This window comes from Allobosea sp. CRIB-10, from assembly GCF_900112185.1.
Taxonomy (GTDB): Bacteria; Pseudomonadota; Alphaproteobacteria; order Rhizobiales; family Beijerinckiaceae; genus Allobosea.
The window spans coordinates 213,155-238,289 of the sequence record NZ_FOKP01000003.1 but is presented as its reverse complement, the minus strand read 5'-3'; the positions used below and the strand labels follow the sequence as shown (position 1 = coordinate 238,289).

The window sequence follows — 25,135 nt, the reverse complement described above, 5'->3', positions numbered from 1 at the left end:
GCCTTGTTGCTCAGGCGGCGCGTCGGCCGCTCGCCCTGAGCAAGTCCCAGCCCTTGCGCGTCACCGTGACCAGCCCGCCCTGGCGCGCGAGATAGCCGTGCTCGACGGCATCCTCCCAGACCGTCAGGCGCGGGCAGGAGGTGCGCCAGCTCTCCATCAGCTCGGCATGGCTGCGCTCCTCGCGCGCGGTCCATTCGACGAGATCGAGGATGAGGGGATCGTCTGCGGCAAGCATCGTGGCCCAGCCTTCCGATCGGGACGGGACGCGATGATAGCGCTCCGCAGCCGGCGGGAAAACCGGTGTCTGATCACTCTCCTGTCGGCAAGCTCGGCGCCTTCGGCCGCCGGCCCAGCGGCGCCACCGGCCGCTCGGTGCGGTACTGCCCGCGGGCGATGGCGGTGAAGAGCAGGGCAACGGCCGTCAGTGTCATCAGCCACCAGGTCTGGAACGAGGCGAAGCCGAGCGCCGCCAGCGCGAAGGCGGTGACATAGGCTGCGACGCCCCCGGCCGCGAGGGCACCCGGCATGCGGCCGGCGGCGCTGACCGCGAAATAGAGGCAGAGCGCCGCCGTCGTCGCGCCGACCAGGCCGAGCTCGTACCATGTCTCGAACAGGATGGTGGTGGGCACCTCCAGCGGTAGCGCCCCGGTGGTGCGCCCGCGCAGCACCGTGTCGAGCCCGTGGCCGGTGACGAGTTGCAACGGGCGGATCGAGATGATGTCGGCCCAGATGTCGAGCCCGGTGCCGACCGTGCTGAACACCGCCGGCGAGAGCCGGAAGAACGGCAGCAGCAGGAAGGGCAGGAGCGGGGCCAGCAGCATCAGCCCGGCCATGATCCCGCCCATCAGCCGGGCGCCGACGATGCGGTTGGCGCTGACCGCGCCGAAGGCGATCGCGCCGCATAGCATCGCCATCGCCTCGCCGTCCTCGATGCGCGACAATGCGAGCAGGCCGACGACGAGCGCCAGCCCCAGCGCCGTCAGTCCGCGTTCGCGCGACAGGAGCCAGGCGAGCGCCGGCCATGACATGATCAGCACGACGCTGATCCCGCGCTCGACGCTGCCGGCAGCGTCGGCCGTGCGCGAGTCGACCGGGCCGAGCGCCTCGGTCAGGAGCAGGCCGAGTGCGAAGATCGCCGCGGTGCCGGCACCCAACGCGGCGAGGTTGAGGTTCGAGGCGCGCATGCGCTCCGGCAGCGCCGCCGCGCCGGCAAAGCCGAGCGCTACGGCGAGGAAGAGATTGGCCGCCTTCTCGGTGGCCGAGCCGGTATAGGGGCTCCAGATCAGCGAGAGCACGGCCCAGCCGACCAGCGCCCACAGCGTCAAGCCGGCACGGCTGAAGATTGAAGCCCGGATATTGCCGGCGAACCAGCGTGGCGCCTCGATCAGCGCAGCGATCGACAAAAGGATCACCCCGATCGGCACCAGCACGACGGCGGCGCGGCGCGAGACCAGCGAGGCCAGAGGTAAGGCGAGCGCCAGCGTCGCGAAGCCGAGGCGGCGCAGGAGCAGCGCGGCGTCGGTCGCGGGATCGAGGGGCGTCTGGGCGTTCGGGCGGATCATGGGCAAGCGGGCACTCGGCAGGCAGCGCCCGGCCGGGGTGCCGGGAACAGCCCATTTCACAGTAGCGCCGGCTGCGGCGTTCGACTGTAGGTGCGCTGCAACACTGTGCCGGCATTATCGCCTAGGCTGAACACCGAAAGTTCACTGGCTGCGCCAGGCGTTCCGTGGGATGAGGGGGACGATGACTGCTCCGCTCGCCGCGATCGTCTATTCCTCGGGCTTCCCCATCGATGCGCTGATGGCGGAGGTTGCCGACTCCCTGAAGCGTGAGGCCGTCCGGCTCGGCGGCGTCGTCCAGCACAACAGGGGCGACTGTCCGGACGGTTGCGCCAGCATGGCGCTCGAGGACCTCGCCTCCGGCCGCCTCTTCCCGATCAGCGAGGATCGTGGCGCGGGCTCGGCCGGCTGCCGGCTCGATCCGGCCGGACTTGCCGCAGCCGGCGCCGCCGTCGCACAGGCGCTGACCGGGTCCATCGATCTCGTGATCGTCAACAAGTTCGGCAAGCAGGAAGTGCTCGGCCAGGGCCTGCGCGCCGAGATCGCCGCAGGTGTCGTCGCCGGCCTGCCGCTGCTGACCGCCGTGCGCGACGACATGCTCGTCGCCTGGTCGGACTTCGCCGGCGAAGACTGGCAGCGCCTGCCACCCGAAGCCGTCGCCGTCACCGATTGGGCGATGGCGGCGTTGCGCCTGCCGGCCTGATGCTCGAGATGCCGCTCCTCGGTGGCCGGCATGCTCGCGCGCCTGCGCGGCGGTGATGCCGGCCGCGCCCGAAACCTTCGGCCTCCTGCTCGCCGGCGGGCAGGCGCGCCGCATGGGCGGCGGCGACAAGCCGCTGCGCACCATCGCCGGACGCAGCATCCTCGCCCATGTGATCGAACGGCTGGCGCCGCAATGCGACGGGCTGCTGCTCAACGCCAATGGCGATCCCTCACGCTTTGCCGGGTACGGCCTGCCGGTTGTCGCCGACAGCGTTCCGGATTTCGCCGGGCCGCTCGCCGGCATCCTCGCCGGACTCGACTGGCTCGCCGCGAACCGCCCGGGCGCGGACTGGCTGGTCAGCGTCGCGGCCGACACGCCCTTCATCCCGCGCGATCTGGTGGTCCGGCTGCATGCGGAGCGCGCGGCGGCGAATGTCGCGCTTGCCTGCGCCGCCTCGGATGGCCGGACCCATCCCGTGATCGGGCTCTGGCCGACCTCGCTGCGCGATGATCTGCGCCATGCGCTCACGGTCGAGGATGAGCGCAAGGTCGGCCGCTGGGCCGCTCGCCATGGCGTCGTCGCGGTCGAATGGCCGGCGGCGCCGGTCGATCCCTTCTTCAATGCCAACCAGCTGGGCGATCTCGCCGAGGCGGAGCGGCTCCACGCCCTGCTCGGTCCTGATGGAGGCCGGGCGGGCCGGTGATCCTGCGCCTCAAGCCTCCAGCAGGGCTTTCAGGCGGGCGAGATCGGCCGCCACCCATTCGGCATCGCGGGCGAAGTCGTCATCGCTCATCTCCGGCCGCCGGAACAGTGTGAACACCACCTCGCTACCGCTGCCATTGGGGAGGGCGCGCATCGGATTGTGCATCGGCGCGCCGCTGTCGGGGATCACGGCGTGATCGAGCACGCCGTAGCGATTGGGCTCGCTGAACAGCACCCGCATTGGCCCCATCGGCGTCCTGGCGCGATAGGTCATACCCTCGACATGGCCGAACTCGTCGCCGAGGCCCTCCGCCCATTTCGGGAAGTTCATGGGGTCGGCGAGGAAGCCGTAGACATCCTCGATCGGCCGGTCGATCGCGATGCTGATATGGCGCGTCGGCAGGACGGGCATGATCGCCTCTCCTTGATTGTGGGAACAAGAACATAACATGAACAAATTCATCTGTCATCGCGCATCGGTGATGGGCCGTGTGCGAGCTCGCCGCGGATCGATCAAGAATCCGTCGGCTTCGCCAGCCCTCTATTCCAGCGGCGACGGATCAGGAGATTTGAGATGGAGCAGAGCATCGGCCTGGGCCTGGCGATTTTCGTGCAGCAAGGGCGTGAGCAGGAGGCCGCGGATTTCTACAGCGAGGCCTTCGAGGCACGGCAGCTCAATACACATAGGATCGACGGTGAACTCGCCGGGGTCGAGATGCTCATCGGCGGAACCCGTGTTTCCGTCGCCGGTGCAAATCCGCTCCGGGAGGAAGAGCCGCCCTATGGCGGCCCGTTCTTCCCCAAGGCGGCCGGAGCGGTGAGCATGACGATCCTGCTGACAGTCCCCGATATCGAGGTCTGTTTCGCGCAGGCGATCGTGGCGGGCGCCGCGCTGCGCGACCGCGTCAAGACCGATACCGAAGGGCGGCGGGTCGCCTCGCTGTTCGATCCGTTCGGCCACATCTGGATGCTGACCGAGCGGGAGGTGGACACGGACAAAGTGCCGCCCGACCAGCTGGCTGCGCACAGGCCCAGTGCTCCGGCGCTCCGGGCCTAGCCGACTGGCCTTATTCGATCACGATCCGCGGCGCTGCGCGGGCGGGTCCGGCAAGGCCGGCCTTCACTTGCCGCGCCAGGGCAACATAGGCCTTGGCATGGGCGCTATCGGGGTCGCTCGCGACGATCGGGCGTCCGCCATCGGAGGTCTCGCGGATCGGCATGGCGAGCGGGATCTCGCCAAGGAATGGCACATGGAGACGCTCTGCCTCGTGCCTTGCGCCGCCATGGGCGAAGATGTCCGAGCGGTGACCGCATTCAGGGCAGATGAAATAGCTCATGTTCTCGACGATGCCGAGGATCGGCACCTCGACCTTCTTGAACATGGCGACGCCGCGGCGGGCATCGAGCAGAGCAAGGTCCTGTGGCGTCGAGACGATCACCGCTCCGGCGAGCGGGGTCTGCTGCGCCATGGTGAGCTGGGCGTCGCCGGTGCCGGGCGGCATGTCGACGACGAGCACGTCGAGCTCGCCCCAGGCGACCTCGCGCAGCATCTGGGTGATCGCCGAGATCACCATGGGTCCACGCCAGATCATCGGCGTCTCCTCGTCGATCAGGAAGCCGATCGACATGATCTTGAGGCCGTAGGCCTCCATCGGCGCGAGCGTCCGGCCCGAGATCAGCCGCGGTTTGCCGGTGATGCCGAAGATTTTCGGCACGGACGGGCCGTAGATGTCGGCATCGAGCACACCGACCTTGAGGCCGAGGGTGGCGAGGCCGACGGCAAGATTGGCGGTGGTGGTCGACTTGCCGACGCCGCCCTTGCCGCTCGCGACCGCGATGATCTGCTTGACACCGGGAATGCCGGCCGCCTTCGGCACCGGCCCGCCGGGGCCGGGCTGGCCATGCGCCTGCCGGCGCGCCTCGGCCGCTTGCGAGGGCGCGCGCCCGGGCGCCTTGTCGGCGGTGAGGCCGACCAGCACCTGCGTCACGCCGGGAATGCCGCTGACCGCGCTTTCCGCCGCCTTGCGCACCGGCTCCATCGCACTGGCTTCGGTCGCGTCGATGCCGATCGCGAAGATCACCTTGCCGCCGTCGATCAGGATATCGCCGATGCGGCCCGACGCCGCCAGCGATTGCCCGCTCGCCGGCAGCTTCACCAATTCAAGGGCGCGCAGGATGTCGTTTTGCGAGAGGGGCACGATCGCGGGTTCCTGTATGAGCGCGCGGCGTTAGGCCGCGGACTTGCGGATATGGAATGTCAGAAGCCGGCCCTCGGTGCCGCTGTGCTCGAGCGAAGCGCTGCTTTCCCGGACGAGATTGGGAATGTCGATGGCGGCCATCGGATCGGTGCACGCGACGACGAGGAGCGTGCCCGGCGCCGCGCCGAGCAGCGCCTTGCGCACGCGCAGGGCCGGATGCGGGCATTTGAGGCCGCGCAGGTCGAGCGGGATCGAAGTCATGTCGCGTGTCATATGATGGCATTTCGCCGCCCGGCAACAGCCCGCTCCCCCGCAGAGCGCGATCCCCGCCGCGCATGACGCGGCGTGCCCGGCCGGCTTGACCGCCCGAGCCGATTTGCAGGATGACAACCGGGCGCATGTCGCGCCCGGTTTGTCTTTCGCAGGATGTCATTGTCGATGCGCGTGATCGGACTGGCGGGCTGGAGCGGGGCCGGCAAGACGTCTCTCCTGACCAAGCTGATCCCGGAGTTCAGCCGCCGCGGTGTCAGGGTCTCGACGATCAAGCACGCCCATCACGCCTTCGATCTCGACACGCCCGGCAAGGATTCCTGGGCGCATCGGCAGGCCGGCGCCTCCGAGGTGCTGATCTCCTCCGCCCAGCGCTGGGCGCTGCTGCACGAGCTGCGCGGCGAGGCCGAGGCGACACTGCCGGAGCTGCTGGCGCGGCTGTCGCCGGTCGATCTTGTCATCGTCGAGGGTTTCAAGCGCGATCCGCATGCCAAGCTCGAGGTCTACCGCGCCGCCAACGCCAAGCCGCCGCTGCACCCGGATGACCCCAGCATCGTCGCGATCGCCAGCGACACCGCTTTCTTGCAGGCTGGCCGGCCGGTGATCGGGCTCGAGGACATCCCCACCATCGCCGATTGTCTCTTCGCCAACGCGCAGCCTCTCGATGCCGTGCTGTCGCAGGCGAAAGGGAGGCTCTGACGATGGCGCAGCTCAGCGCGGATGCCGATGGAACCGTCCTGACGATCGAGCAGGCGGCCGTGCACGCCGCGGAGCAGGTCACGGCGGTCGCCGGCACGCAGACCATCCCGCTCGCCGCCGCGGACGGGCGCGTGCTGGCGCAGGATGTCGTCGCGCCGGTCGCCCTGCCGCCTTTCGCCAACGCCGCTGTCGATGGCTATGCGGTCCGTTTCGCCGATCTGGCGGCTACCGGGCAGAGCCGGTTGCCGCTCTCGGGCCGGGTCGCGGCCGGTGCCGATGCGGCCGGCGTCGCGGCTGCGGGGAGGGCTGTGCGCGTCTTCACCGGCGCGCCGATGCCGGCCGGCGCCGACACCGTCTTCATGCAGGAGGATGTCGCGCTTCAGGGCGACGCCGTCATCCTGCCCGCCGGCTTGACGCGCGGCGCCAATGTGCGGCTGGCCGGCGAGGATCTGCCGCGCGGCGGCCTGGCGCTCACCGCCGGCCAGCGCCTGCAGCCGCAGCACCTGGCGTTGCTGGCCGCGCTCGGCCTGAGCGAGGTGACGGTGCGCCGCCGCGTCCGCGTCGCGATCTTCTCGACCGGCGATGAGCTCAACGAGCCCGGCACCGCCCTGCCGCCGGCCGGCATCTATGACGCCAATCGCAACCTGTTGCGGGCGCTGGCGAGTCGGGCGGGGGCGGAGGTCGTCGACCTCGGCATTCTCGCTGACGAGCCGGAGAGTCTGGCCACGCGGCTGCGCGAGGCGGCGGATTGCGACCTGATCCTGACCTCGGGCGGCGTCTCGGGGGGCGAGGAGGATCACGTCAAGGCGGCGGTCGAGCAGGTCGGCGAGCTCGCCTTCTGGCGCGTGGCGATCAAGCCCGGCCGCCCGGTGGCGATGGGACGCGTCGCCGGCACGCCGTTCATCGGCCTGCCCGGCAATCCCGTCGCGGTCTTCGTCACCTTCGCCTTCGTCGCCCGCACCGTGATCGCGCTGCTGTCGGGCGCCAGGCCGGCGCGGCCATACGGGCTGCCGGTCCGGCTCGGCTTTTCCTACAAGAAGCGGGCCGGGCGGCGCGAATACGTCCGTGTCTCGCTCGAGCCCGGCCCGGACGGCATCGCTACGGCGCGAAAGCACCCGCGCGAGGGCGCAGGCGCGCTGATCTCGCTGGCCGAGACCGACGGGCTGGTCGAGCTCGCCGATGAGCTGACCAGCATCGCCGAGGGCACGATCGCGCCCTTCTTCGCCTATGAGATGCTGACGGGCTGATTCTCAGTCGCGCCGGAAGATCACCGTCGCCAGCCAGCCGAACAGCAGCGCCACGGCCGCCGTCGCCAGGCCGTAGAGGAACGGCCGGTCGTGCGCGGCCGAGGCCATGCTTTGCTCGGCGCCGGTCTTGACCACCTCGAAATTGGTGGTCTGGCGCGCCAGCACCGAGCCGCCGGCATAGAGCAGCACCTCGACCTCGTATGGGCCGGTCGGGGCTATCGCCGGAATCTTGATCTGGGAGCTGAACAGGGCCGGCGACAGGAAGGTGACGCCGCGCTCGTCGAGCGTGTAGAGCTGCTTGCCTTCGAGCGTGCGGATCAGCGCATCGCGGAACCGGCCGATGTCCAGCTCGAAGTCGAAACCTGCCTGCGTACGCTGCGCATTGGCGAGGCCGATGCGGTCGCGCCGCGCCGCCTCCTCCGACAGGATTTCCTTGATCGGGCGATTGGTCGCGACCGACAGATAGATCGAGCGGTCCGGGAAGCGGCGCTGGTTGCGGTTGATCCAGAGCGGGCCGACGCGCTCCTTCTCGCGCACGATCAGCATGCGCTGCGGTCCGCGCACGGTGACGACGATGTCGTAGGGGTCGGCGCGGGCGACGGAGCGGCCGTCGCGCTCGACCAGGCCGAACACCGCGAGCTGGTCGCCAGTGAAATTGGAGGCGATCGCGATCCGATGGGTCGATAGCGCCGCGATCAGCGTCTCGGCCCTGGCCGGAACGCCGGCGAGAGCCGCCAGGCAGCCCGCAGCGAGGATGAATGCCGCGCGTCTCATCGCTGCGCTCCTTCCGGCACGACCACCGAATAGGGCTCGCTCGGCGGCAGGAAGAGCTCGACCGCGAAGCGCAGGCCGACGGAGAGGATCAGCAGCGCCAGTAGCAACCGGAACGACGAGACGTTGAGGTTGCGGGCCGCCCGCCCGCCGAATTGTGCGCCGATGACGCCGCCGACCAGCAGCAGCATGGCGAGGATGATGTCGACCGACTGGTTGGTGACGGCGTGCAGCACGGTCGCGCCGGACATGGTGACGAGGATCTGGAACAGCGAGGTGCCGACCACCACCGCCGGCGGGATCCGGAAGAAGTAGATCAGCGCCGGCACGAGCATGAAGCCGCCGCCGACGCCGAGCACGGCGCCGATGAAGCCGATGATCACGGCGAGCGTCGCGATCGGGATCACGCTGGCATAGAGCTGCGAGCGCGGGAAGCGCATGCGCAGCGGCAGGCCCATCCAGGGCGGATGCGAGCCGGCTTCGCGCAGGCGGCGAGCCGGCTTGCCCCTGCGGTCACGTAGTGCGGCCCGCACCGCGTCGAACAGCATCAATCCGCCGATGCAGGTGAAGAGCGTGACATAGGCGATGGTGATGACCAGCTCGAGCTGGCCGAGGCGGCGCATCGAGTTGAAGAACAGCACACCCAGGATGGTCCCGACGATGCCGCCGGTGACCAGGATGCCGCCGAGCTTGAAGTCGAGCGCGTTGCGTCGCCAATAGGTGAGCACGCCGGTCATCGACGAGCCGGCGACCTGCGCGGCGACAGTCGCGACCGCGACGGCGGGGGGAATGTCGAGAAAGATCAGCAACGGCGTCAGCAGGAAGCCGCCGCCGACCCCGAACAGGCCGGAGATGAAGCCGACCGCGCCGCTCAGCCCGAGCACCAGGAAAATGCTGATCGGCAGTTCCGCGATCGGGAGATAGATCTGCACGCTTCCAAAACCTCGCCGGCCGTCGATGCCTTCCCATGTCGGGCATGATCCGCCAAAGTGGATATCACTTTTGCGACGAGAACATGCCCAACCTGCTGAGCTGGCACGAATTCTCTCTGTTCCGCCGGAGCCGGCCGAACGGAAAGCGCGCCGTAGCGGAAAGGCTACAGCGGAAACCTTTTCAATTTGTGCAGCTTTGAACGGGTCTCGGGTGCAGGCTGTCGCCTGCGCCCGCGTCGGCCTCAGCCGCGGCCAGGCTTGGCCGGCTTCTTGGCGGCGACCGGCGCCTCGTCCCAACCCTTGGCCGGCGGCGTGACTTCGTTGGCGCTGGCTTCGAGGGGCTTTGGCTTCCATGTCTCGGCGGCGGCCTTGGCCGCGGCGAGATCGCTCCCCGACAGCCGGCTCGCGACCTCGTCGCGCTTGCGGCCGGCATCCTCGTCGCCCTGTGCGGCGGCGATCGCGAACCAGCGATAGGACTGGCCGAGATCGGCCGGCGCGCCGAGGCCGCGGCCGAGCAGGATGGCGAGGTTGTACTGGCTGTCGCGCACGCCGTGCTCGGCGGCGCGGCGGAACCAGTCCGTCGCGGTCGCATAGTCCGGCTTGCCGCCGGCACCTTCGGCGTAGAGCACTGCGAGATTGTGCATCGCCTTGGCGTTGCCGCGCTCGGCGGCGCGCCCGTACCAGACCTTGGCCAGCGCCGGGTCGCGATTGGTGCCGATGCCCTTCTCGAACATGTTGCCGAGCCGGAACTGCGCCGGCCCGAGACCCGCGACGGCGGCGCGCTCGAACAGGCGCAGCGCCAGCTTCGGATCGCGGTTGCCCGGTCCGTCGGCCGCCTGGGCGGCGAGCTGGTAGACAGCGCGGGCATCGCCCGCGAGCGCCGCCTTGCGCAGGCCGGCGGTGCCAACGGTGCCCGGCAGGTCGCCGATCCCGGTGACGGTCTCGGTCGCTTCGGCCGGGCTCTGCAGCGGCAGCGCTGCGACCATGGAGGGTACCGCGGCAGGCGCCGGCATCGGCTCGGCGTTCGCGGCCTGGGCCGGCGCGGGCACGGCCGCCTGCGCCGGTGTCGTGCCGAGCGGCAGCGGCTGGAGTGCCGAGCTCTGGTCCTTCGCCGGCGGCGACGCCGGCTCGGCGGGGCTGGCCTGCGGCGACGGCTTGGCTTCGGGAGCGGCCGTGGCAGCGGGATTGGCGGGCTCGGTCCGGCTGCTGCTCTCGTTCACCGCCGGCTTCTTGGCGCCCTGCTGGCCGCCGGAGAAGACCTGCGCCGCGCCGATCGCCAGCACCAGCGCCGCGAGGCCGAGCAGCAATGGCCGGCGACGCTTCTCCAGGATTTCCTTGAGGCGTCCGCCTGAGGCGGGCTTGGCGGCCTTGCCCGCTTTCGCCGCGTCCGCAGCGGCCGGATTGGCGGCGGCGGCCTCGCTGGCGGCCTTGGCCGAGCGGCGCGCCGCTGCGATCAGGCTCTGACGGACAGCCTGGGGGTCGTTGCCCTGCGGGGCTGGCGCATCGGGGCGCGGCCGGCCGGAGCCCGGCTCCAGCGGCAGGTCGAGCCCGCCGGCGCGCGGCAGGCGCTGGTCGGCGGCGAAGCGCTCGGCCATCGGGACGGCGGAAGCGCTCGCCTTGATCTCGTCGACCGGCGCGCGGACGCGTGGGGTTGGCGCATTGCTGCGCCGCTCGCCCCCGATCTCGGCTTCGAGATCGCCGAGGCGGCCGATGATGGTCTCCAGCGTCCGATGGACGGCGCCGATCGCATCCTGGGTCTCGCGCCCGGTCGAGACATGGCTCTCGCGCAGGCCGCTCATCAGGTCGCTGAGCTCGGACAGGCTCGCACCGCGCGACGCGGGCATTTCGGCCATGGCGGCGCGCGCCGCGCGTTCTGCTGCGGCGGTGGTGTCCTCGCGCATGCCCTGGAGGTGGACGACGAGATCCTCCAGCGTCCGCTCGAGGCCGTTCTCGGCCGAGCGCGTCGCCGCCTGTTGGTCGAGCCGTTGCGTCAGGCCGGCGATCTGGCGTTCGAGCGCGTCGAAGGATTCGGAGCCAGCTCCGGGCCGTCCGGCCTCGTCGATCTTGGCGGCGAGGCCGCGCAGCATGTCCTCGACCGGGCGCATGTCGACCCGGGCGAGCGGCGCTCCGCCTTCGTCGACCATCTGGGCGAGCGTGCTGGAGGCAGCGAGCTGCTCGACGCGATCGGTCAGCGCCTCGATCCGGTCTTCGAGCCGGCTCGGCGGCCGGTCGGCCAGGTGTTCGAGCTTGTTCACCAGCGCTTCGATGCGCCCGGCGAGCTCGTTGGAGGCCGGGCGGCCGCTGGCGTCGAGCTCGCCGAGGCGGGCGACCAACTGGTCGACCTGCCCGTTGATGACGGACGCATTCATCGCCGGCAGCGAGTCGATCTTGTGAGCCAGCGATTCGACCTGGCGCGACAGGGCCTGCAGTGGGCCGCTCTCGTCGTGGCGCTCGCGCGAGCGGTCGGCGAGCAGGCTCTCGCGCACGTCCTCGAGCGCCAGCGCCAGGCTGCGCAGGTCGCGCCTGTCGTCGTGCAGGCGTCCGACATCGGAGGTCAGGGCGCTGAGCTGCAGCGAGAGGTCGTCGAATCGCCGGCCGTCCGTGGCCGAGACGATCTCGCGCAGCTCGGCCAGCTCGTTCAGGATCGGGGCGATGGCCTGACGGTCGCCGCCGCGCGCGACGAGCGCATCGATCTTGGCGGCGAGATGGGCGACCTCCAGCTCGAAGCGGTTGTAGCTTTCCTGCGAGCGCGCCTCCGACAGACGGCCGATCTCGGCTTCGATCCGCGCCAGCGGCTTCAGGACGGGATCGAGCCGTTCGCGCCCGTCGAGGCGGTCGAGCCTGGCCCCGAGCTCGCCGATCGCGCGCTCGAGCGGCTTGAAGGCGGAGCGCTGCTCCTCGGCGCGCAGCGCCGGCTGGACCGGGGCGATACGGTCGCTCAGCTGACGCAGATCGTCGCGCAAGGCGGCGAGCGTCGGTGCGGCAACGGGGCGCTCGAAAGCCGGGGCGCGCGTATCGCCATCGAGGGTGCGCTGGCGCGAGCGGATGTCGGACACCGCGGCAGCAAGGCCGTCGCGGCTGAGCACGACAGGGCGCGTGGTCTGCGGCGGGGGCGGCGGCGGCGCAGCCGGCCGGCGGCTCGCTTCCTCGGAGCGGCGCTCGATGTCGCTGAGTCGCGTGCCCATCGCCTTGATCGCGTCGGCGATCACGGCGGTGGCGCGCTCCTGGCGCTCGACCGTGCTGCGCTCGCCCTGCGACAGGCGGCTCTCGGTGCGCTCCATCCATTGCGCGATCGAATCGAGCGCGCTTGCGGTCCGCGCATTGCTGTCGCGCGTTAGGCGCTCGGCCATGGCGGCCTGGGTGATGAACGCGTCCATGCGTTCGCGCGTGAGCTCGGGTTTGGCCGGCGCAGCCTGCGGCGGTGGGGAGGTCTGCATTCCGCCCTGGGACAGGCGGGCGAGGCGATCCGAGAGCGCGACGATGTCCTGCTCGGCGTCGCGCGCGACGGCTTCGGGTTCCCCAGCCTCTTCGCGAATCTTGCTGTCGAGCCATTCGCCGAGCGTCATCCCGGCGCGACGCGCGGCGGCCTTTGCCGCATCGCGCGTGCGCGGATCGACGCCCTTGACGCTCCAGGGCAGGCTGGTCGCCATGTCACGCTCGCCTCGAGGGGCAATCTCGATCAAGGAGCGCTCGCTGCCCCCTTACGCGGCGGCGCCCTTGCAATCTCGGCATTCATGAACATCGGGTTGATGCGAACGATGCCGGAGATCGCGGAACCGACTTTTCGCCGTCACGGTAAACAGAGCGTTAAGATCCTGCGGCCGGACGTTAATTTTCTGGAAACCTGAGCATCGAGGCTTGCCCGAGCCGGGTATAACGGTAACTTACCCCTGTCCGGCGCTGAATGACGTGACGTAAGGGCGACGTCGTGCGTACATTGCCGGCAACGCAGGGGCGCCTGCCGATGGATTGGCGCCCCGCTCCGCAACCGCAAGGATCAGATATGCCGCGCCAAGGCTCAGCTCTGGCGGCCACACCGAGTCACGACGGCCGCTCCGCCTCTCCGCAGACGACGAATGAAACCGAAGCCGGTGGCTTCACCATCAGCGATCTCGCCCGCGAATTCGGGGTGACCCTGCGCACGCTCCGCTTCTACGAATCGCGCGGCCTGCTCGCTCCCGCCCGCTCCGGCCTGACCCGGATCTATTCCGGCCGCGACCGCGCCCGCCTCGCTCTGATCCTCAAGGGCAAGCAGCTCGGCTTCACCCTGGTCGAGATCCGCGCCATGCTCGCCAATGAGGAAGGCAAGGAGCTCAAGGGCAAGGAGCCGTCCGCCTCGGTCGGCGGCCTGCAGCTCAGCCGCGGCCAGATCGCCGAGCAGCTCGAACTGCTGCGCAGCCAGCGCGCCGAGATCGAGGCCGCCATCGCCGAGCTCGAGGCGACCCTCGCGCGTCTCGACGCTTGACACCCGGCCGCATAGGCCGCCGCCCGATACGATCGCGATGCCCCGAGCCGGAACCGGTTCGGGGCATTTTTCGTTTGCAAGCGCAGCGCCGCTCGCGCCAATCTTGCGGAAAGTGCTGTCCGAACGAAAAAGTTGATGCGGCCCCTTGGCAAGGCGCGACTAGATAGTTTATATGTGAACTATCTCGAAGCGCCGCTGTCATATCGAGCCGGCAAGCTTCGTCATCAAGGCTGCACGAAACGCCAGGGAGGATGCGATGCCGGTCTACAAGGCGCCTGTCGAGGACACGCTGTTCCTGCTCAACGACGTCTTCCAGTTCGAGCGCTACAACAACCTCCCGGGCTTCGCCGAGGCGACGCCGGATCTGGTCGAGGCCGTGCTCGGCGAGGGCGCCAAGCTCTGCGAGGAAGTTCTCCAGCCGATCAACCATTCCGGTGACCAGGAAGGCTGCAAGCGCAATGCCGATGGCTCGGTGACGACGCCGAAGGGTTTCAAGCAGGCCTATGAGGCTTATGCCGCGGGCGGCTGGATCGGTCTCGCCATGGATCCCGAATATGGGGGCCAGGGCCTGCCCTATACGCTCGGCGCCATCATGAACGAGTTCTCCTCCTCGGCGAACATGGCCTTCTCGATGTATCCCGGCCTGACCATGGGCGCGATGGCGGCGCTCTATGTCCATGGTACGGATGAACAAAAGCGCACCTATCTGCCGAAGATGGCCGAGGGCACCTGGTCGGGCACGATGAACCTGACCGAGCCGCATTGCGGCACCGATCTCGGCCTGATCAAGACCAAGGCCGTGCCGAACGGCGACGGCTCCTACGCGATCACCGGAACCAAGATCTTCATCTCGGCCGGCGAGCAGGACATCACAGAGAACATCGTCCACCTCGTGCTCGCCCGCATCGAGGGCGCGCCGCAGGGTGTCAAGGGCATCTCGCTCTTCGTCGTGCCGCGCAACGAGGTTGGCGCTGACGGCTCGGTCGGCGCCAACAACAAGGTGTCCTGCGGCTCGATCGAGCACAAGATGGGCATCCACGGCAACTCGACCTGCGTCATGAACTATGACGGGGCGAAGGGCTGGCTGGTCGGGGCCGAGAACAAGGGCCTCAACGCCATGTTCGTGATGATGAACGAGGCCCGCCTCGGCGTCGCGATCCAGGGTCTTGCCCAGTCCGAGGTCGCCTATCAGAACGCCGTGGCATACGCCAAGGACCGCCTGCAGGGCCGGGCGCTGACCGGCGCCAAGAACCCGGACAAGGCCGCCGACCCGATCATCGTCCACCCGGACGTGCGCCGCACGCTGATGTCGATCAAGGCCTTCAACGAGGCGGCGCGCGCCTTCGTGATCTGGAACGCGATCAAGTCTGACGTTGCCCATCGCTCGGGCGATGATGCCGAGCGCCAGGCCGCCGATGACCAGCTCGGCCTGATGACGCCGGTCCTGAAGGGCGTGCTCACCGATGTCGGCTTCGACAATGCGGTGAAGGCCCAGCAGATGTATGGCGGCCATGGTTACATTGCCGAATGGGGCATGGAGCAGTTCGTCCGCGATGCCCGCATCGCCATGATCTACGAGGGCGCCAACGGCGTGCAGGCGATGGACCTTGTCGGCCGCAAGCTCGGACGCGATGGGGGCCGCGCCATCATGGCCTTCTTCAACGAGATCGGCGCCTTCGTGAAGGAGAACGAGGGCGACGAGGCGCTGAAGCCGCTCCTGGTCTCGCTCGCCGCCTCGCTCGGCCATCTCCAGCAGGCGACGATGTGGTTCATGCAGAACGCGCTCGCCAAGCCGGATAATGCCGGCGCCGGCGCGCATGACTACATGCACCTGCTCGGCTTGGTCTCGCTCGGCTATATGTGGGCGAAGATGGCCAAGGTCGCGCAGGAGAAGCTCAAGGCCGGCGCCAATGGCCAGGCCGAGCGCATGAACGCCAAGCTCGTCACCGCACGCTTCTTCATGGAGCGCTCGCTGCCCGAGACCGCTGCGCATCTGGCGCGGATCACCTCCGGCTCGGATGCCACCATGGCGCTGAGCGCCGAGCAGTTCTGAACGCGCATAGCACACACGTCATGCTCGGGCTTGACCCGAGCATCTCTTGATGAGTTCGCTGGATAACGAGATGGTCGGGTGAAGCCCGACCATGACGTCCGGCAGGAAAACGAGCCGCATTCGCGGCCAGCCCGGAGGCCTTCACCCATGGCAGACGCCTTCATCTACGATCACGTCCGGACGCCGCGCGGCAAGGGCAAGGCGGACGGTTCGCTCCACGAAGTCACCGCGATCGAACTGGGTACGCAGACCCTGCGCGCCATCAAGGAGCGGAACAATCTCGATCCCAAGCTGGTCGAGGACGTGGTCTATGGCTGCGTCGATCCGGTCGGCGAGGCCGGCGCCGACATCGCCCGCACCGTCGCTCTGAAAGCCGGCTACGGCAAGGAAGTGCCGGGCGTGCAGATCAACCGCTTCTGCGCCTCGGGCTTGGACGCGGTGAACCTCGCCGCGGCGCAGGTGATGTCCGGCCAGAAGGAGATGACGATCGGCGGCGGCGTCGAGAGCATGTCCCGCATCGGCATGGGCGCCTCGGGCTTCGGCATCGCGGTCGACCCTAGCGTCGCGATCGACACCTATTTCATGCCGCAGGGCGTCTCGGCCGACCTGATCGCGACGAAATATGGTTTCTCGCGCGATGATGTCGACGCCTATGCCGTGCGCTCGCACAAGCGCGCCGCCAAGGCCTGGGAAGAGGGCCGCTTCAAGAACTCGGTGATCCCGGTCACCGACGTCAACGGCTTGATCATCCTCGACCGCGACGAGACCATCCGCCCGGCGACCGACATGCAGGCACTGGCCGCGCTCAAGGCCTCCTTCGTCCAGATGGGGGAGATGGGCGGCTTCGATGCGGTCGCGACCGCGGCGCATCCGGATGTCGAGTTCGTCAACCACGTCCACCATGCCGGCAACTCCTCGGGCATCGTCGACGGTGCTGCCGCCGTGCTGGTCGGCTCGAAAAAGGCCGGCAAGGCGGCCGGCCTCAAGCCCCGCGCCCGCATCAAGGCTTTCGCCACGACCGGCTCCGACCTCGCCCTGATGCTGACCGGCCCGGTCGACGTCACCGAGCTCGTGCTGAAGAAGGCCGGGATGAGCGCAAAGGACATCGACCTGTTCGAGCTGAACGAGGCCTTCTCCTCGGTGGTGCTGCGCTACCAGCAGGCCTTCGACATCGACGACGCCGTGCTCAACGTCAATGGCGGCGCCATCGCCATGGGCCACCCGCTCGGCGCCACCGGCGCGATGATTTTGGGCACCGTGCTCGACGAGCTGGAGCGGACGAACAAGCAGACCGCGCTGGTCACGCTCTGCGTCGCCGTCGGCATGGGCGTCGCCACCATCATCGAACGGGTTTGAGGAGAGACACTATGAACCTCACCAATTTCCGCTTCGAGACCGACGCCGACGGCATCGCCACCCTGACCTGGGACATGCCCGAGCGCTCGATGAACGTCATCACCCCGCAGGTGATGGAAGAGCTGAACCAGGTCGTCGACAAGGTCGCGGGTGACGAAGCCATCAAGGGCTGCGTCATCGTCTCCGGCAAGGAAGCCTTCTCCGGCGGCGCCGACCTCACCATGCTGCAGGGCCTGCGCGACCTCTATGTCAAGCTCGCCAAGGAGCAGGGCGAGCAGATCGCGATGCAGCGCTTCTTCGACGAGAGCCGCAAGCTTTCGCTGCTCTATCGTAAGCTCGAGACCTGCGGGAAGCCGTTCGCGGCGGCGATCCATGGCGTCTGCCTCGGCGGCGCCTTCGAGCTCGCGCTCTCCTGCCAGCTACGCGTCGTCTCGGACGATGCCTCGACCCGCGTCGGCCTGCCCGAGATCAAGGTCGGGCTGTTCCCCGGCGCTGGCGGCACCCAGCGCGTCTCGCGCCTGATGCAGACCGGCGACGCGCTGCAGATGATGTTCAAGGGCGACCAGATCAAGGCGCTGCCGGCCCGCAATATGGGCCTCGTCCATGCGGTCCTGCCGCGCGACCAGATCGTCGCCGCGGCCAAGGAATGGCTGAAGGCCAACCCGCAGGCGAAGCAGCCCTGGGAAGACCCGAAGTTCAAGCTCCCCTCGAACAAGGTGCATTCGCCGGCCGGCATGCAGATCTGGCCGCCGGCCAACGCGATCTATCGCCGCGAGACCAACGACAATTATCCGGCCGCCCGCGCCATCCTGAGCGCGGTCTATGAAGGCCTGCAGCTGCCGATGGACCTCGCCCTCAAGGTCGAGAGCCGCTATTTCGCAAAAATCCTGCGGACGAAGGAGGCGGCCTCGATGATCCGCTCGCTCTTCGTCTCGATGCAGGAGCTGAACAAGGGCGCCCGCCGCCCGGCCGATGTCCCGGCCTCGAAGCTGAAGAAGGTCGGCGTCGTCGGCGCCGGCTTCATGGGCGCCGGCATCGCCTATGTCACCGCCAATGCGGGTATCGAGGTGGTACTAGTCGACAGGGATGTTGAGGCGGCCGAGAACGGCAAGGCCTATTCGCACAAGCTGGTCACCGACCAGATCACCAAGGGCAGAGCCAAGACCGCCGATCGTGACGCGCTGCTCGGGCGGATCAAGGCCTCGGCTGACTATGCCGACCTCAAGGGCTGCGACCTCATCGTCGAGGCGGTGTTCGAGGACCCCAAGGTCAAGGCCGAGGTCATCGCCAAGGTCGAGGCCGTGGTCGGCCCCAAGACCATCTTCGGCTCCAACACCTCGACGCTGCCGATCACCGGCCTCGCCGAGCACAGCGAGCGCCCGAAGAATTTCATCGGCATCCATTTCTTCTCGCCGGTCGAGAAGATGCTGCTGGTCGAGATCATCATGGCCAGGAAGACCGGCAAGAAGGCGCTCGCCATGGCGCTCGACTTCGTCCGCGCCATCAAGAAGACGCCGATCGTCGTCAACGACGTCAGAGGCTTCTACGCCAATCGCTGCGTCGGCAACTACATCCGCGAGGGGCACCTCATGCTGATGGAAGGCGTGCCGCCGGCGATGATCGAGGCGGCCGGCAAGCAGGCTGGCATGCCGGTCGGCCCGCTCTCGCTCAATGACGAGGTCGCGGTCGATCTCGCCTACAAGGTGCTGAAGGCGACCAAGGCCCAGCTCGGCGACGCCTCCATCGATCCGGCGCAGGAGAAGCTGCTCAACGAGATGGTCGAGAAGCATGGCCGCCTCGGCCGCAAGAACAGGAAGGGCTTCTACGACTATCCGGAAGCCGGCCCGAAGCGGCTCTGGCCCGGCCTTGCCGAGCTCACCAGGAACAAGCTCGAGCCCGAGCTGGTCGATATGGAGGAGCTGAAGCACCGCCTGCTCGTCACCCAGGCGCTTGAAGCAGCCAAGACCTATGAGGAAGGCGTCGTCACCGACCCGCGCGAGGCCGATGTCGGCTCGATCATCGGCTTCGGCTTCGCGCCTTATAGCGGGGGCACGCTGTCCTATATCGACAATATGGGCGCGGCCGCCTTCGTGAAGCTCTGCGAGAGCCTGGCCAAGAAGCATGGCGAGCGCTTCAAGCCGAACCGGCTGCTGAAGCGCATGGCCAAGACCGGTGAGAGCTTCTACGGCTCGGCCGAGAAGAAGGCCGCCGCCTGATCAGGCGAAGAGCCGCTCCTTCAGGAGCGGCTCCAGCCAGTCGGCGAAGACCTTGAGGCGGCGCGAGAGGTGCTGCCGGTGTGGATAGAGCAGGGCGACCGGCATCGGTTCCGCCCTGTGCTCCGGCATAACATCGACCAGCTCGCCTGCCTCGAGATGCGCGGCGACGTCATAGGCCGGAATCTGGATCAGCCCGAGTCCGGAAAGGCAGCAGGCGATATAGGCCTCGGCGCTGTTGACGGTGACGCGGCCGGCCATCGTCCGGCTGTGCAATCGCCCGCTGTCCAACCATTGCCAGTCCTCGACCGCGCCGGTCGAGGGCGAGGCATAGTGCACCGCTTCATGCGCCGAGAGGTCCTCCGGGTTTTCCGGCACCCCAAACCGCGCGAGATAGGCCGGGCTCGCGACATTGATCAGCCTGAGTTCGCCGAGATTGCGCGCGATCAGGCTGGAATCGCTGAGCGGACCGACGCGCAGCACGCAGTCGACGCTGTCCTCGATCAGGTTGACCGCCCGGTCGGTGACGCCGAGCGTAACCGAGATGTCGGGATAGCGCGCCAGGAAATCGGGCAGTGCCGGCGCGATGATCAGGCGGCCGATCCGGCCGGGCACGTCGATCCGGAGCTTGCCCGCCGGCCCGTCTCCGGCGCTGCGGAACAGCGTCTCGGCCTCCTCGACCTCGGCGATCAATCTGAGGCAGCGCTCATAGAAGGCGAGCCCGTCCTGCGTCGGCGCGACATGCCGGGTCGTGCGATGCAGCAGGCGCGTCCCGAGCCGATCCTCCAGCAGCCGGATCGCCGCCGAGACCGAGGAGCGCGGCTGGCCGAGCGTCGCCGCGGCGCGGGTGAAGCTGGCGCATTCGACGACGCGGGCGAAGGTGGAAAAGAGCTCGAACCGGTCCATGGCCGGCACGATGTGATTGTTCGTCGTCGCTGACAAGTCATGTCAGCTTATCCGGCTTTATCGGAACAATCGTCTGGCTACCTTGCTGACGAGGCGAGCAGGGCTCGCAGCGACAGCAGGAGACGAGGCCATGGCCGACCACAGCATCAAGGACAAGACCGTCATCATCGCCGGCGGCGCCAAGAATCTCGGCGGCTTGCTCGCCCGCGATCTCGCTGCCCACGGCGCCAAGGCAGTGGCGATCCACTACAACAGTGCCGCGGCCAAGGCGGATGCCGATGCGACCGTCGCCGTGGTGAAGGCCGCGGGTGCAGAGGCCGTTGCCTTCCGGGCCGACCTCACCACGGCCGGCGCCGTCGAGAAGCTCTTCGCCGACACCATTGTCGCGGTAGGCCGGCCGGACATCGCGATCAACACCGTCGGCAAGGTGCTGAAGAAGCCGATGGCCGAGATCAGCGAGGCCGAATACGACGAGATGGCCGCGGTGAATTCGAAATCGGCCTTCTTCTTCCTCAAGGAGGCCGGCAAGGCGCTGAACGACAACGGTAAGATCACCACGGTGGTTACCTCCCTGCTCGGCGCCTTCACGCCGTTCTATGCCGCCTATGCCGGCATGAAGGCCCCGGTGGAGCATTTCACCCGCGCCGCTTCCAAGGAATTCGGCGAGCGCGGCATCTCGGTCACCGCGATCGGGCCCGGCCCGATGGATACGCCGTTCTTCTATCCTGCCGAGGGTAGGGATGCGGTCGCCTATCACAAGACCGCGGCCGCGCTCTCGAAGTTCTCGAAGACCGGCCTCACCGATATCGAGGACGTCGTTCCCTTCATCCGCTTCCTTGTCTCGGACGGCTGGTGGATGACCGGCCAGACCATCCTGGTCAATGGCGGCTATACGACGAAGTGAATGCCAAGGCCCCGGCTATTCTGGTTGAGGGTGGCCGGCAGCTTTCCTTGCCGGGAGCTGAAGCGTTCATTCAGCTCCCGTCTATCCTGGCAAAGCTATCAAGACGGTGCGGAACGGGGTTCCGAGTGGGGGCGGCCCATGCATATGGCAATGGTGATCGGCGGCGGGATCATCCTGCTCGGCCTGTTCCTCCTCTTCGGCAAGCTCTGGGGCGGGGCCGAGCCGGCCTTCGCGACGGCGGCGAAGCTGTTCGTGCCGGCCTGGCTGGCGATCGCGCTGGTCAATATGTGGGTCGGCGTCACCAGGGCCGGTTATTCGGTGCGCGAGGAACTGCCGATCCTTGCCGTGGTCTTCCTGGTGCCGGCCGCGCTCGCGGTTCTCGTCGCCTGGCGCGTCGCGCGCTGACGGGCGGGCTCGCTTCGGCGGAATACTGAGCTGCGAGGACAAGCACGACATCATGCCCATTCGCCCGATCCTGAGCTTTCCCGACCCGCGTCTGCGTTTGCCCGCAGCGCCGGTCACACGCTTCGATGCCGATCTGCGCGCGCTCGCCGAAGACCTGCTCGACACGATGCGGGCAGCGCCCGGCATCGGCATCACCGCGCCGCATATCGGCGTGCTCTCGCGCCTCGTCGTGCTGGAGCTGACGCCCGGCGAGGTCCGCATCTATGCCAATCCGGTGCTGGATCAGGTCTCGCGCGAAACCATCAGCCACACCGAGGGCAGCGTCTCGATGCCCGGCGTCACCGACGAGTTGGAGCGCCATGCCCGCATCCGCGTGCGCTATCAGGATCTGGAGGGCAGCGAGCGGAGCGAGGATGCCGACGGCCTGCTCGCGGTCTGCCATCAGCACGAGATCGACCAGCTCGACGGCATCTTCTGGATCGACCGCCTGTCGCGGCTCAAGCGCGACAGGCTGGTGGCCCGCTACAACAAGCTGCGGCGGGGCTAGATGCCTGGCAGTGACTTTCTCAGTAGCATCAACTGGGAACATACATAGAACATTAATTGCTCGCCGTGTCGAATAGTGTCAGTCTGACAAAAATCGACCCAGCAGTGATTCGAGATTTCGATGCTTACCCGGCCCAAGACCACATTTGCCCTGTTTCGCGAGCAGTCCGGGCTCACGATCGAGGAAGCAGCCAAGGCTTTAGGCACCTCGCTAAGGCAGGTCTATCGATACGAGAACGGAGAATGCCAGCCACCTCCACCGGTCTGGCGACTGCTCGACAAGGCTGGCGATGAAGGCCTCCCACCTGCAAGACCATCATTTCGGTTTATCGATCTCTTTGCCGGGATCGGTGGGCTAAGGCTCGGATTCGAGAGCATTGGTGGTCATTGCGCCTTTACGTCGGAGTGGGACCCGTTCAGCCAGAAAACATATGCGCTGAATTTCAGGGATAACCACGAAATCGCGGGCGACATCAGGCAATATTCGGAGAATCCTGAGCTTGTGCCCGAGCACGATGTGCTGCTTGCGGGCTTTCCCTGTCAGCCGTTCTCTATCGCCGGCGTTTCCAAAAAGAACGCTTTGGGTAGACCTCATGGCTTTCTATGCGATACGCAGGGCACGCTTTTCTTTGATACCGCCCAGATCATCGCTCGTCACAGACCAGCGGCATTCCTGCTTGAGAACGTCAAGAATCTTGAAAATCACGATCAGGGTCGCACTTTTGCGACGATCCTGAATGTTCTCAGGAACGAACTTGGTTATCACGTGCAGTATCGCGTGATCAGTTCTGAGCCTTGGGTGCCGCAGAAGCGGGAACGCATTTTCATTGTCGGGTTTCGCGAGCAGACAGCATTCGACTTCGCAAGTCTGAAAGTACCAAAATCAGGCAACGGGCCCAAGCTGGGCACAATCCTCGATCCGTCTGATGAGGTCGACCCCAAGTACACGCTGACTGAGCATCTCTGGGGTTATCTGAAGGGATACAAGGAGAAGCATCAGGCAGCTGGAAACGGATTCGGCTACAGCCTGTTTGGGCCCAACGATGTCGCAAGAACCCTTTCGGCGCGCTATTACAAGGATGGCTCTGAAATTCTTATCGACCAGCCGGGCAAGCGGCCGCGTCGGTTGACGCCGAGGGAATGCGCACGGTTGATGGGATTCGAGACCAAGGATCGGAGCTTCAAAATCCCTGTTTCCGACACGCAGGCCTATCGGCAATTCGGGAACTCGGTTGTTGTGCCCGTAGTGGAGTTTGTGGCTGGCGCAATGAAGCCGTTTATTGAAGCTGCACTCGATGGCGCGAAGTATACTGCGGCTGCCAATAGTCAGGCGCATGCCTGATATTGTTGCACCCCATGTTCGTAGCCGGATGATGTCTGGCATTCGCGGCAAAAACACGAAACCAGAACTCTTATTGCGCAAAGGACTGCACGCGCGAGGATTTAGATTTCGACTGCATGATTCCGCGTTGCCTGGAAAACCTGACATTGTGTTTCCGGTTTATCGAGCCGTCATATTTGCTCACGGTTGTTTCTGGCATGGTCACGATTGTCATCTGTTCCGTTGGCCAAAATCGCGCGAAAAATTCTGGCATGACAAAATCAATCGAAACAAATTTGTAGATCGAGATACGGCCAGTGCTCTGTCGACGGCGGGATGGCGACGAGGAGTAGTTTGGGAGTGCGCATTGAAAGGAAAAACACGAATACCCCTAATTGAGGTAATTGAGTTATGTGAAAACTGGTTGCGGTCGGATGCTGCTTCCTTGGAGATAAGGGGAGGCGTGTGTGAGTAAAAAAAATTATATACCTCAAGAACCAACTATTGAGGCGGCACTTCTCGTCGAATTGCTAGCAATCTCGTCGTCTGTTTTGGTCAAAAAACTTTCTAACAATGACCGCGACTGGGCGCGATTCACAAATAAGCATCAAGCCGGGGTTTACATACCTCCGCTGCAGCGAGACGGAGGTTTTTTTCCGCCCCTGAGTGAGAAGAATCGAGGAAGCGATGGTGGCGATCCGATTCGCGAAGTTTTTTTTCAAACGAACTGGCCGGAAGTAAACGAGACACGAGCAGACACCCGTTTGGTCCATTATACCAGCAAAGGACCGGAGACACACTTGACGCGGTTGCCGAAGGCGGCCTTCGTAGATTTGTCTCCGGCCTCTTTTTTAGTGATGGGCAGAGTTCAAGACCAAAACGGATTGAGCTATCGGTGCTTAACAATCGATTCGAGCTCAGAAGATGCTCTGTATCTGACCAATTTTCTAGCAATTCAGCCGGATTTTAGGATCGAGATCTTCGATCCCGCGCTTAAGAGGCGGGAGGAGAATAGAAAAATATTAGATTTCGCAGAACAGGTTATCGCTGCATGGAAAGCTGGCCTGATTGAAAAATTTGCCAGAGATAGCGCCGCTATGCCTACAACACTCGCACTGGCTACGCTGGCTCGAAATGCATACCTGCAAAAGCAAGGTATTGCTAATCTTGACTCCCGGCTTCTGGATAATCCAGGTGATGTTCTGCGAGAAGTCAGCCGCGGTATCGAGTGGGATATGTTTCGTGAATATCAACGGCGCGAATGCGCAGTTGCTCTGGTCCGCATCGTATTGGGAGATCAGCCCTCATCAGTTTCGACTGGGCAGCTCATTCGGAGTTTGGTTGATAAACTGCCTGAAATCGACGCGCTTTTGCTATCTGCGAGCCAGCAACGTAAGTCACGCGCGGGATACTCGTTTGAGCATCACATTGAAGCGATGCTTGTTGGTGGTCAAATCCCGTTTGAAAAACAGGTAGTAATTCAATCCAAAAAACGTCCTGATTTTATACTGCCGTCTCTAAGCAGGTTGCAAAAACCTTCAACCGGGCAAGCCGCGGGCCTGATCTTGAGCGCAAAGACCACGCTCAGAGAACGGTGGAAGCAGGTAGAGAGAGAGATGCATGGTAGCGAGTTGTTCTTGGCCACGGTTGACGAAAACATTGCATCGAACGCTATCGAAGAGATGGCGGGGATGGGTATAAATCTCGTAGTTCCTGAGCTTTTAAAGAAGTCAAAAATATCTGAATATCAGCATCATACTAATGTAATAGATTTTAAAACATTTTTTGAAATTGACGTTAGAAGTAGAATGCGAATTTGGGGGCTCTAGCAGCCAATGGCGCCATGGTCGGGACAAGCCCGATCATGACGCCGGGGCAGCGGCAA

At 66.2% G+C, this 25,135-nt stretch carries 24 protein-coding genes; 15 read left to right on the top strand and 9 right to left on the bottom strand.

The genetic code is table 11. From position 1 onward, the window contains the following. Positions 1 to 10: 10 nt before the first annotated feature. Positions 11 to 235: a hypothetical protein gene (locus BMZ69_RS06225; RefSeq protein WP_092155693.1), complete on the bottom strand. Its 225-nt coding sequence runs from the start codon at positions 233 to 235 to the stop codon at positions 11 to 13. A 73-nt stretch (positions 236 to 308) separates the two neighbouring features. After that, positions 309 to 1,568: a peptide ABC transporter permease gene (locus BMZ69_RS06220; RefSeq protein ID WP_139218985.1), complete on the bottom strand. Its 1,260-nt coding sequence runs from the start codon at positions 1,566 to 1,568 to the stop codon at positions 309 to 311. Between the two features lie 175 nt (positions 1,569 to 1,743). Between BMZ69_RS06220 and BMZ69_RS06215 the strand changes: the two genes are divergently transcribed. Together BMZ69_RS06215 and mobA are read left to right on the top strand one after the other, a co-directional pair. Further along, positions 1,744 to 2,262, top strand: coding sequence for a DUF2478 domain-containing protein (locus BMZ69_RS06215; RefSeq protein ID WP_175506678.1), 519 nt, complete (start codon positions 1,744 to 1,746; stop codon positions 2,260 to 2,262). Positions 2,263 to 2,317: 55 nt separating this feature from the next. After that, positions 2,318 to 2,965 carry a molybdenum cofactor guanylyltransferase MobA gene (gene mobA, locus BMZ69_RS06210; RefSeq protein ID WP_092155690.1) on the top strand — a complete coding sequence of 216 codons (648 nt, stop codon included), beginning with the start codon at positions 2,318 to 2,320 and terminating at the stop codon, positions 2,963 to 2,965. 9 nt (positions 2,966 to 2,974) lie between these two features. Here mobA and BMZ69_RS06205 read toward each other — a convergent pair whose 3' ends face one another. Further along, positions 2,975 to 3,376 (bottom strand): SRPBCC family protein, encoded by a 402-nt coding sequence (locus tag BMZ69_RS06205; RefSeq protein ID WP_092155689.1) that lies wholly within the window; start codon positions 3,374 to 3,376, stop codon positions 2,975 to 2,977. Between the two features lie 162 nt (positions 3,377 to 3,538). Here BMZ69_RS06205 and BMZ69_RS06200 point away from each other — a divergent pair, with 162 nt between their 5' ends. After that, positions 3,539 to 4,021 carry a VOC family protein gene (locus BMZ69_RS06200; RefSeq protein WP_175506677.1) on the top strand — a complete coding sequence of 161 codons (483 nt, stop codon included), beginning with the start codon at positions 3,539 to 3,541 and terminating at the stop codon, positions 4,019 to 4,021. A 10-nt stretch (positions 4,022 to 4,031) separates the two neighbouring features. Here the strand turns inward: BMZ69_RS06200 and BMZ69_RS06195 are convergent, their stop codons facing one another. Both BMZ69_RS06195 and BMZ69_RS06190 read right to left on the bottom strand, forming a co-directional pair. Beyond that, positions 4,032 to 5,162, bottom strand: a complete 1,131-nt coding sequence (locus BMZ69_RS06195; RefSeq protein WP_092155688.1) for an Mrp/NBP35 family ATP-binding protein — start codon at positions 5,160 to 5,162, stop codon at positions 4,032 to 4,034. A 30-nt stretch (positions 5,163 to 5,192) separates the two neighbouring features. Beyond that, positions 5,193 to 5,423: a sulfurtransferase TusA family protein gene (locus BMZ69_RS06190; protein WP_092155843.1), complete on the bottom strand. Its 231-nt coding sequence runs from the start codon at positions 5,421 to 5,423 to the stop codon at positions 5,193 to 5,195. Between the two features lie 177 nt (positions 5,424 to 5,600). On the opposite strand from BMZ69_RS06190, the gene mobB reads away from it, so the two are divergent. Both mobB and glp read left to right on the top strand, forming a co-directional pair. Then, a complete protein-coding gene (gene mobB / locus BMZ69_RS06185) occupies positions 5,601 to 6,131 on the top strand; it encodes a molybdopterin-guanine dinucleotide biosynthesis protein B (protein WP_092155687.1) in 531 nt (176 codons plus the stop codon). A 2-nt stretch (positions 6,132 to 6,133) separates the two neighbouring features. Beyond that, complete coding sequence (gene glp, locus BMZ69_RS06180) at positions 6,134 to 7,378, top strand: molybdopterin molybdotransferase MoeA (protein ID WP_092155686.1); 1,245 nt, start codon at positions 6,134 to 6,136, stop codon at positions 7,376 to 7,378. A gap of 3 nt (positions 7,379 to 7,381) precedes the next feature. On the opposite strand, the gene BMZ69_RS06175 is transcribed toward glp, so the two are convergent. From BMZ69_RS06175 to BMZ69_RS06165, 3 genes are all read right to left on the bottom strand, one after another. Beyond that, entirely contained in the window at positions 7,382 to 8,152 is a 771-nt protein-coding gene (locus tag BMZ69_RS06175; protein WP_092155685.1) for a TIGR02186 family protein, read from the bottom strand. Continuing rightward, positions 8,149 to 9,081 carry a sulfite exporter TauE/SafE family protein gene (locus BMZ69_RS06170; protein WP_092155684.1) on the bottom strand — a complete coding sequence of 311 codons (933 nt, stop codon included), beginning with the start codon at positions 9,079 to 9,081 and terminating at the stop codon, positions 8,149 to 8,151. The genes BMZ69_RS06175 and BMZ69_RS06170 overlap by 4 nt, the downstream gene beginning before the upstream one ends. Before the next feature lie 242 nt (positions 9,082 to 9,323). Further along, a complete protein-coding gene (locus BMZ69_RS06165) occupies positions 9,324 to 12,731 on the bottom strand; it encodes a tetratricopeptide repeat protein (protein WP_092155683.1) in 3,408 nt (1,135 codons plus the stop codon). A gap of 353 nt (positions 12,732 to 13,084) precedes the next feature. Here BMZ69_RS06165 and BMZ69_RS06160 point away from each other — a divergent pair, with 353 nt between their 5' ends. From BMZ69_RS06160 to BMZ69_RS06145, 4 genes are all read left to right on the top strand, one after another. Continuing rightward, complete coding sequence (locus BMZ69_RS06160) at positions 13,085 to 13,546, top strand: MerR family transcriptional regulator (protein WP_092155682.1); 462 nt, start codon at positions 13,085 to 13,087, stop codon at positions 13,544 to 13,546. Between the two features lie 256 nt (positions 13,547 to 13,802). Next, positions 13,803 to 15,599 carry an acyl-CoA dehydrogenase C-terminal domain-containing protein gene (locus tag BMZ69_RS06155; RefSeq protein WP_092155681.1) on the top strand — a complete coding sequence of 599 codons (1,797 nt, stop codon included), beginning with the start codon at positions 13,803 to 13,805 and terminating at the stop codon, positions 15,597 to 15,599. A 147-nt stretch (positions 15,600 to 15,746) separates the two neighbouring features. Further along, on the top strand, positions 15,747 to 16,955 hold the full coding sequence (locus BMZ69_RS06150) for an acetyl-CoA C-acetyltransferase (RefSeq protein ID WP_092155680.1): 1,209 nt from the start codon (positions 15,747 to 15,749) through the stop codon (positions 16,953 to 16,955). Positions 16,956 to 16,966: 11 nt separating this feature from the next. Next, the gene (locus BMZ69_RS06145) at positions 16,967 to 19,171 is read left to right on the top strand and encodes a 3-hydroxyacyl-CoA dehydrogenase NAD-binding domain-containing protein (protein ID WP_092155679.1); all 2,205 of its coding nucleotides are present in this window, start codon (positions 16,967 to 16,969) and stop codon (positions 19,169 to 19,171) included. Here the strand turns inward: BMZ69_RS06145 and BMZ69_RS06140 are convergent, their stop codons facing one another. Next, positions 19,172 to 20,074: a LysR family transcriptional regulator gene (locus BMZ69_RS06140; protein ID WP_092155842.1), complete on the bottom strand. Its 903-nt coding sequence runs from the start codon at positions 20,072 to 20,074 to the stop codon at positions 19,172 to 19,174. A gap of 130 nt (positions 20,075 to 20,204) precedes the next feature. Here BMZ69_RS06140 and BMZ69_RS06135 point away from each other — a divergent pair, with 130 nt between their 5' ends. The 6 genes from BMZ69_RS06135 to BMZ69_RS06110 all read left to right on the top strand — a co-directional run bounded on the left by BMZ69_RS06135 (position 20,205) and on the right by BMZ69_RS06110 (position 25,079). Then, positions 20,205 to 20,978: an SDR family oxidoreductase gene (locus tag BMZ69_RS06135; protein WP_092155678.1), complete on the top strand. Its 774-nt coding sequence runs from the start codon at positions 20,205 to 20,207 to the stop codon at positions 20,976 to 20,978. A 138-nt stretch (positions 20,979 to 21,116) separates the two neighbouring features. Further along, positions 21,117 to 21,383 (top strand): hypothetical protein, encoded by a 267-nt coding sequence (locus tag BMZ69_RS06130; protein WP_092155677.1) that lies wholly within the window; start codon positions 21,117 to 21,119, stop codon positions 21,381 to 21,383. A 52-nt stretch (positions 21,384 to 21,435) separates the two neighbouring features. Next, positions 21,436 to 21,930 (top strand): peptide deformylase, encoded by a 495-nt coding sequence (locus BMZ69_RS06125; RefSeq protein WP_092155676.1) that lies wholly within the window; start codon positions 21,436 to 21,438, stop codon positions 21,928 to 21,930. A 120-nt stretch (positions 21,931 to 22,050) separates the two neighbouring features. Next, positions 22,051 to 23,271, top strand: coding sequence for a DNA (cytosine-5-)-methyltransferase (dcm, locus tag BMZ69_RS06120; protein WP_092155675.1), 1,221 nt, complete (start codon positions 22,051 to 22,053; stop codon positions 23,269 to 23,271). After that, entirely contained in the window at positions 23,225 to 23,725 is a 501-nt protein-coding gene (locus BMZ69_RS06115) for a very short patch repair endonuclease (RefSeq protein ID WP_348272455.1), read from the top strand. Before dcm ends, BMZ69_RS06115 begins: the two co-directional genes overlap by 47 nt. Then, positions 23,718 to 25,079: a type II restriction endonuclease gene (locus BMZ69_RS06110; RefSeq protein WP_092155673.1), complete on the top strand. Its 1,362-nt coding sequence runs from the start codon at positions 23,718 to 23,720 to the stop codon at positions 25,077 to 25,079. Before BMZ69_RS06115 ends, BMZ69_RS06110 begins: the two co-directional genes overlap by 8 nt. Positions 25,080 to 25,135 lie beyond the last annotated feature (56 nt).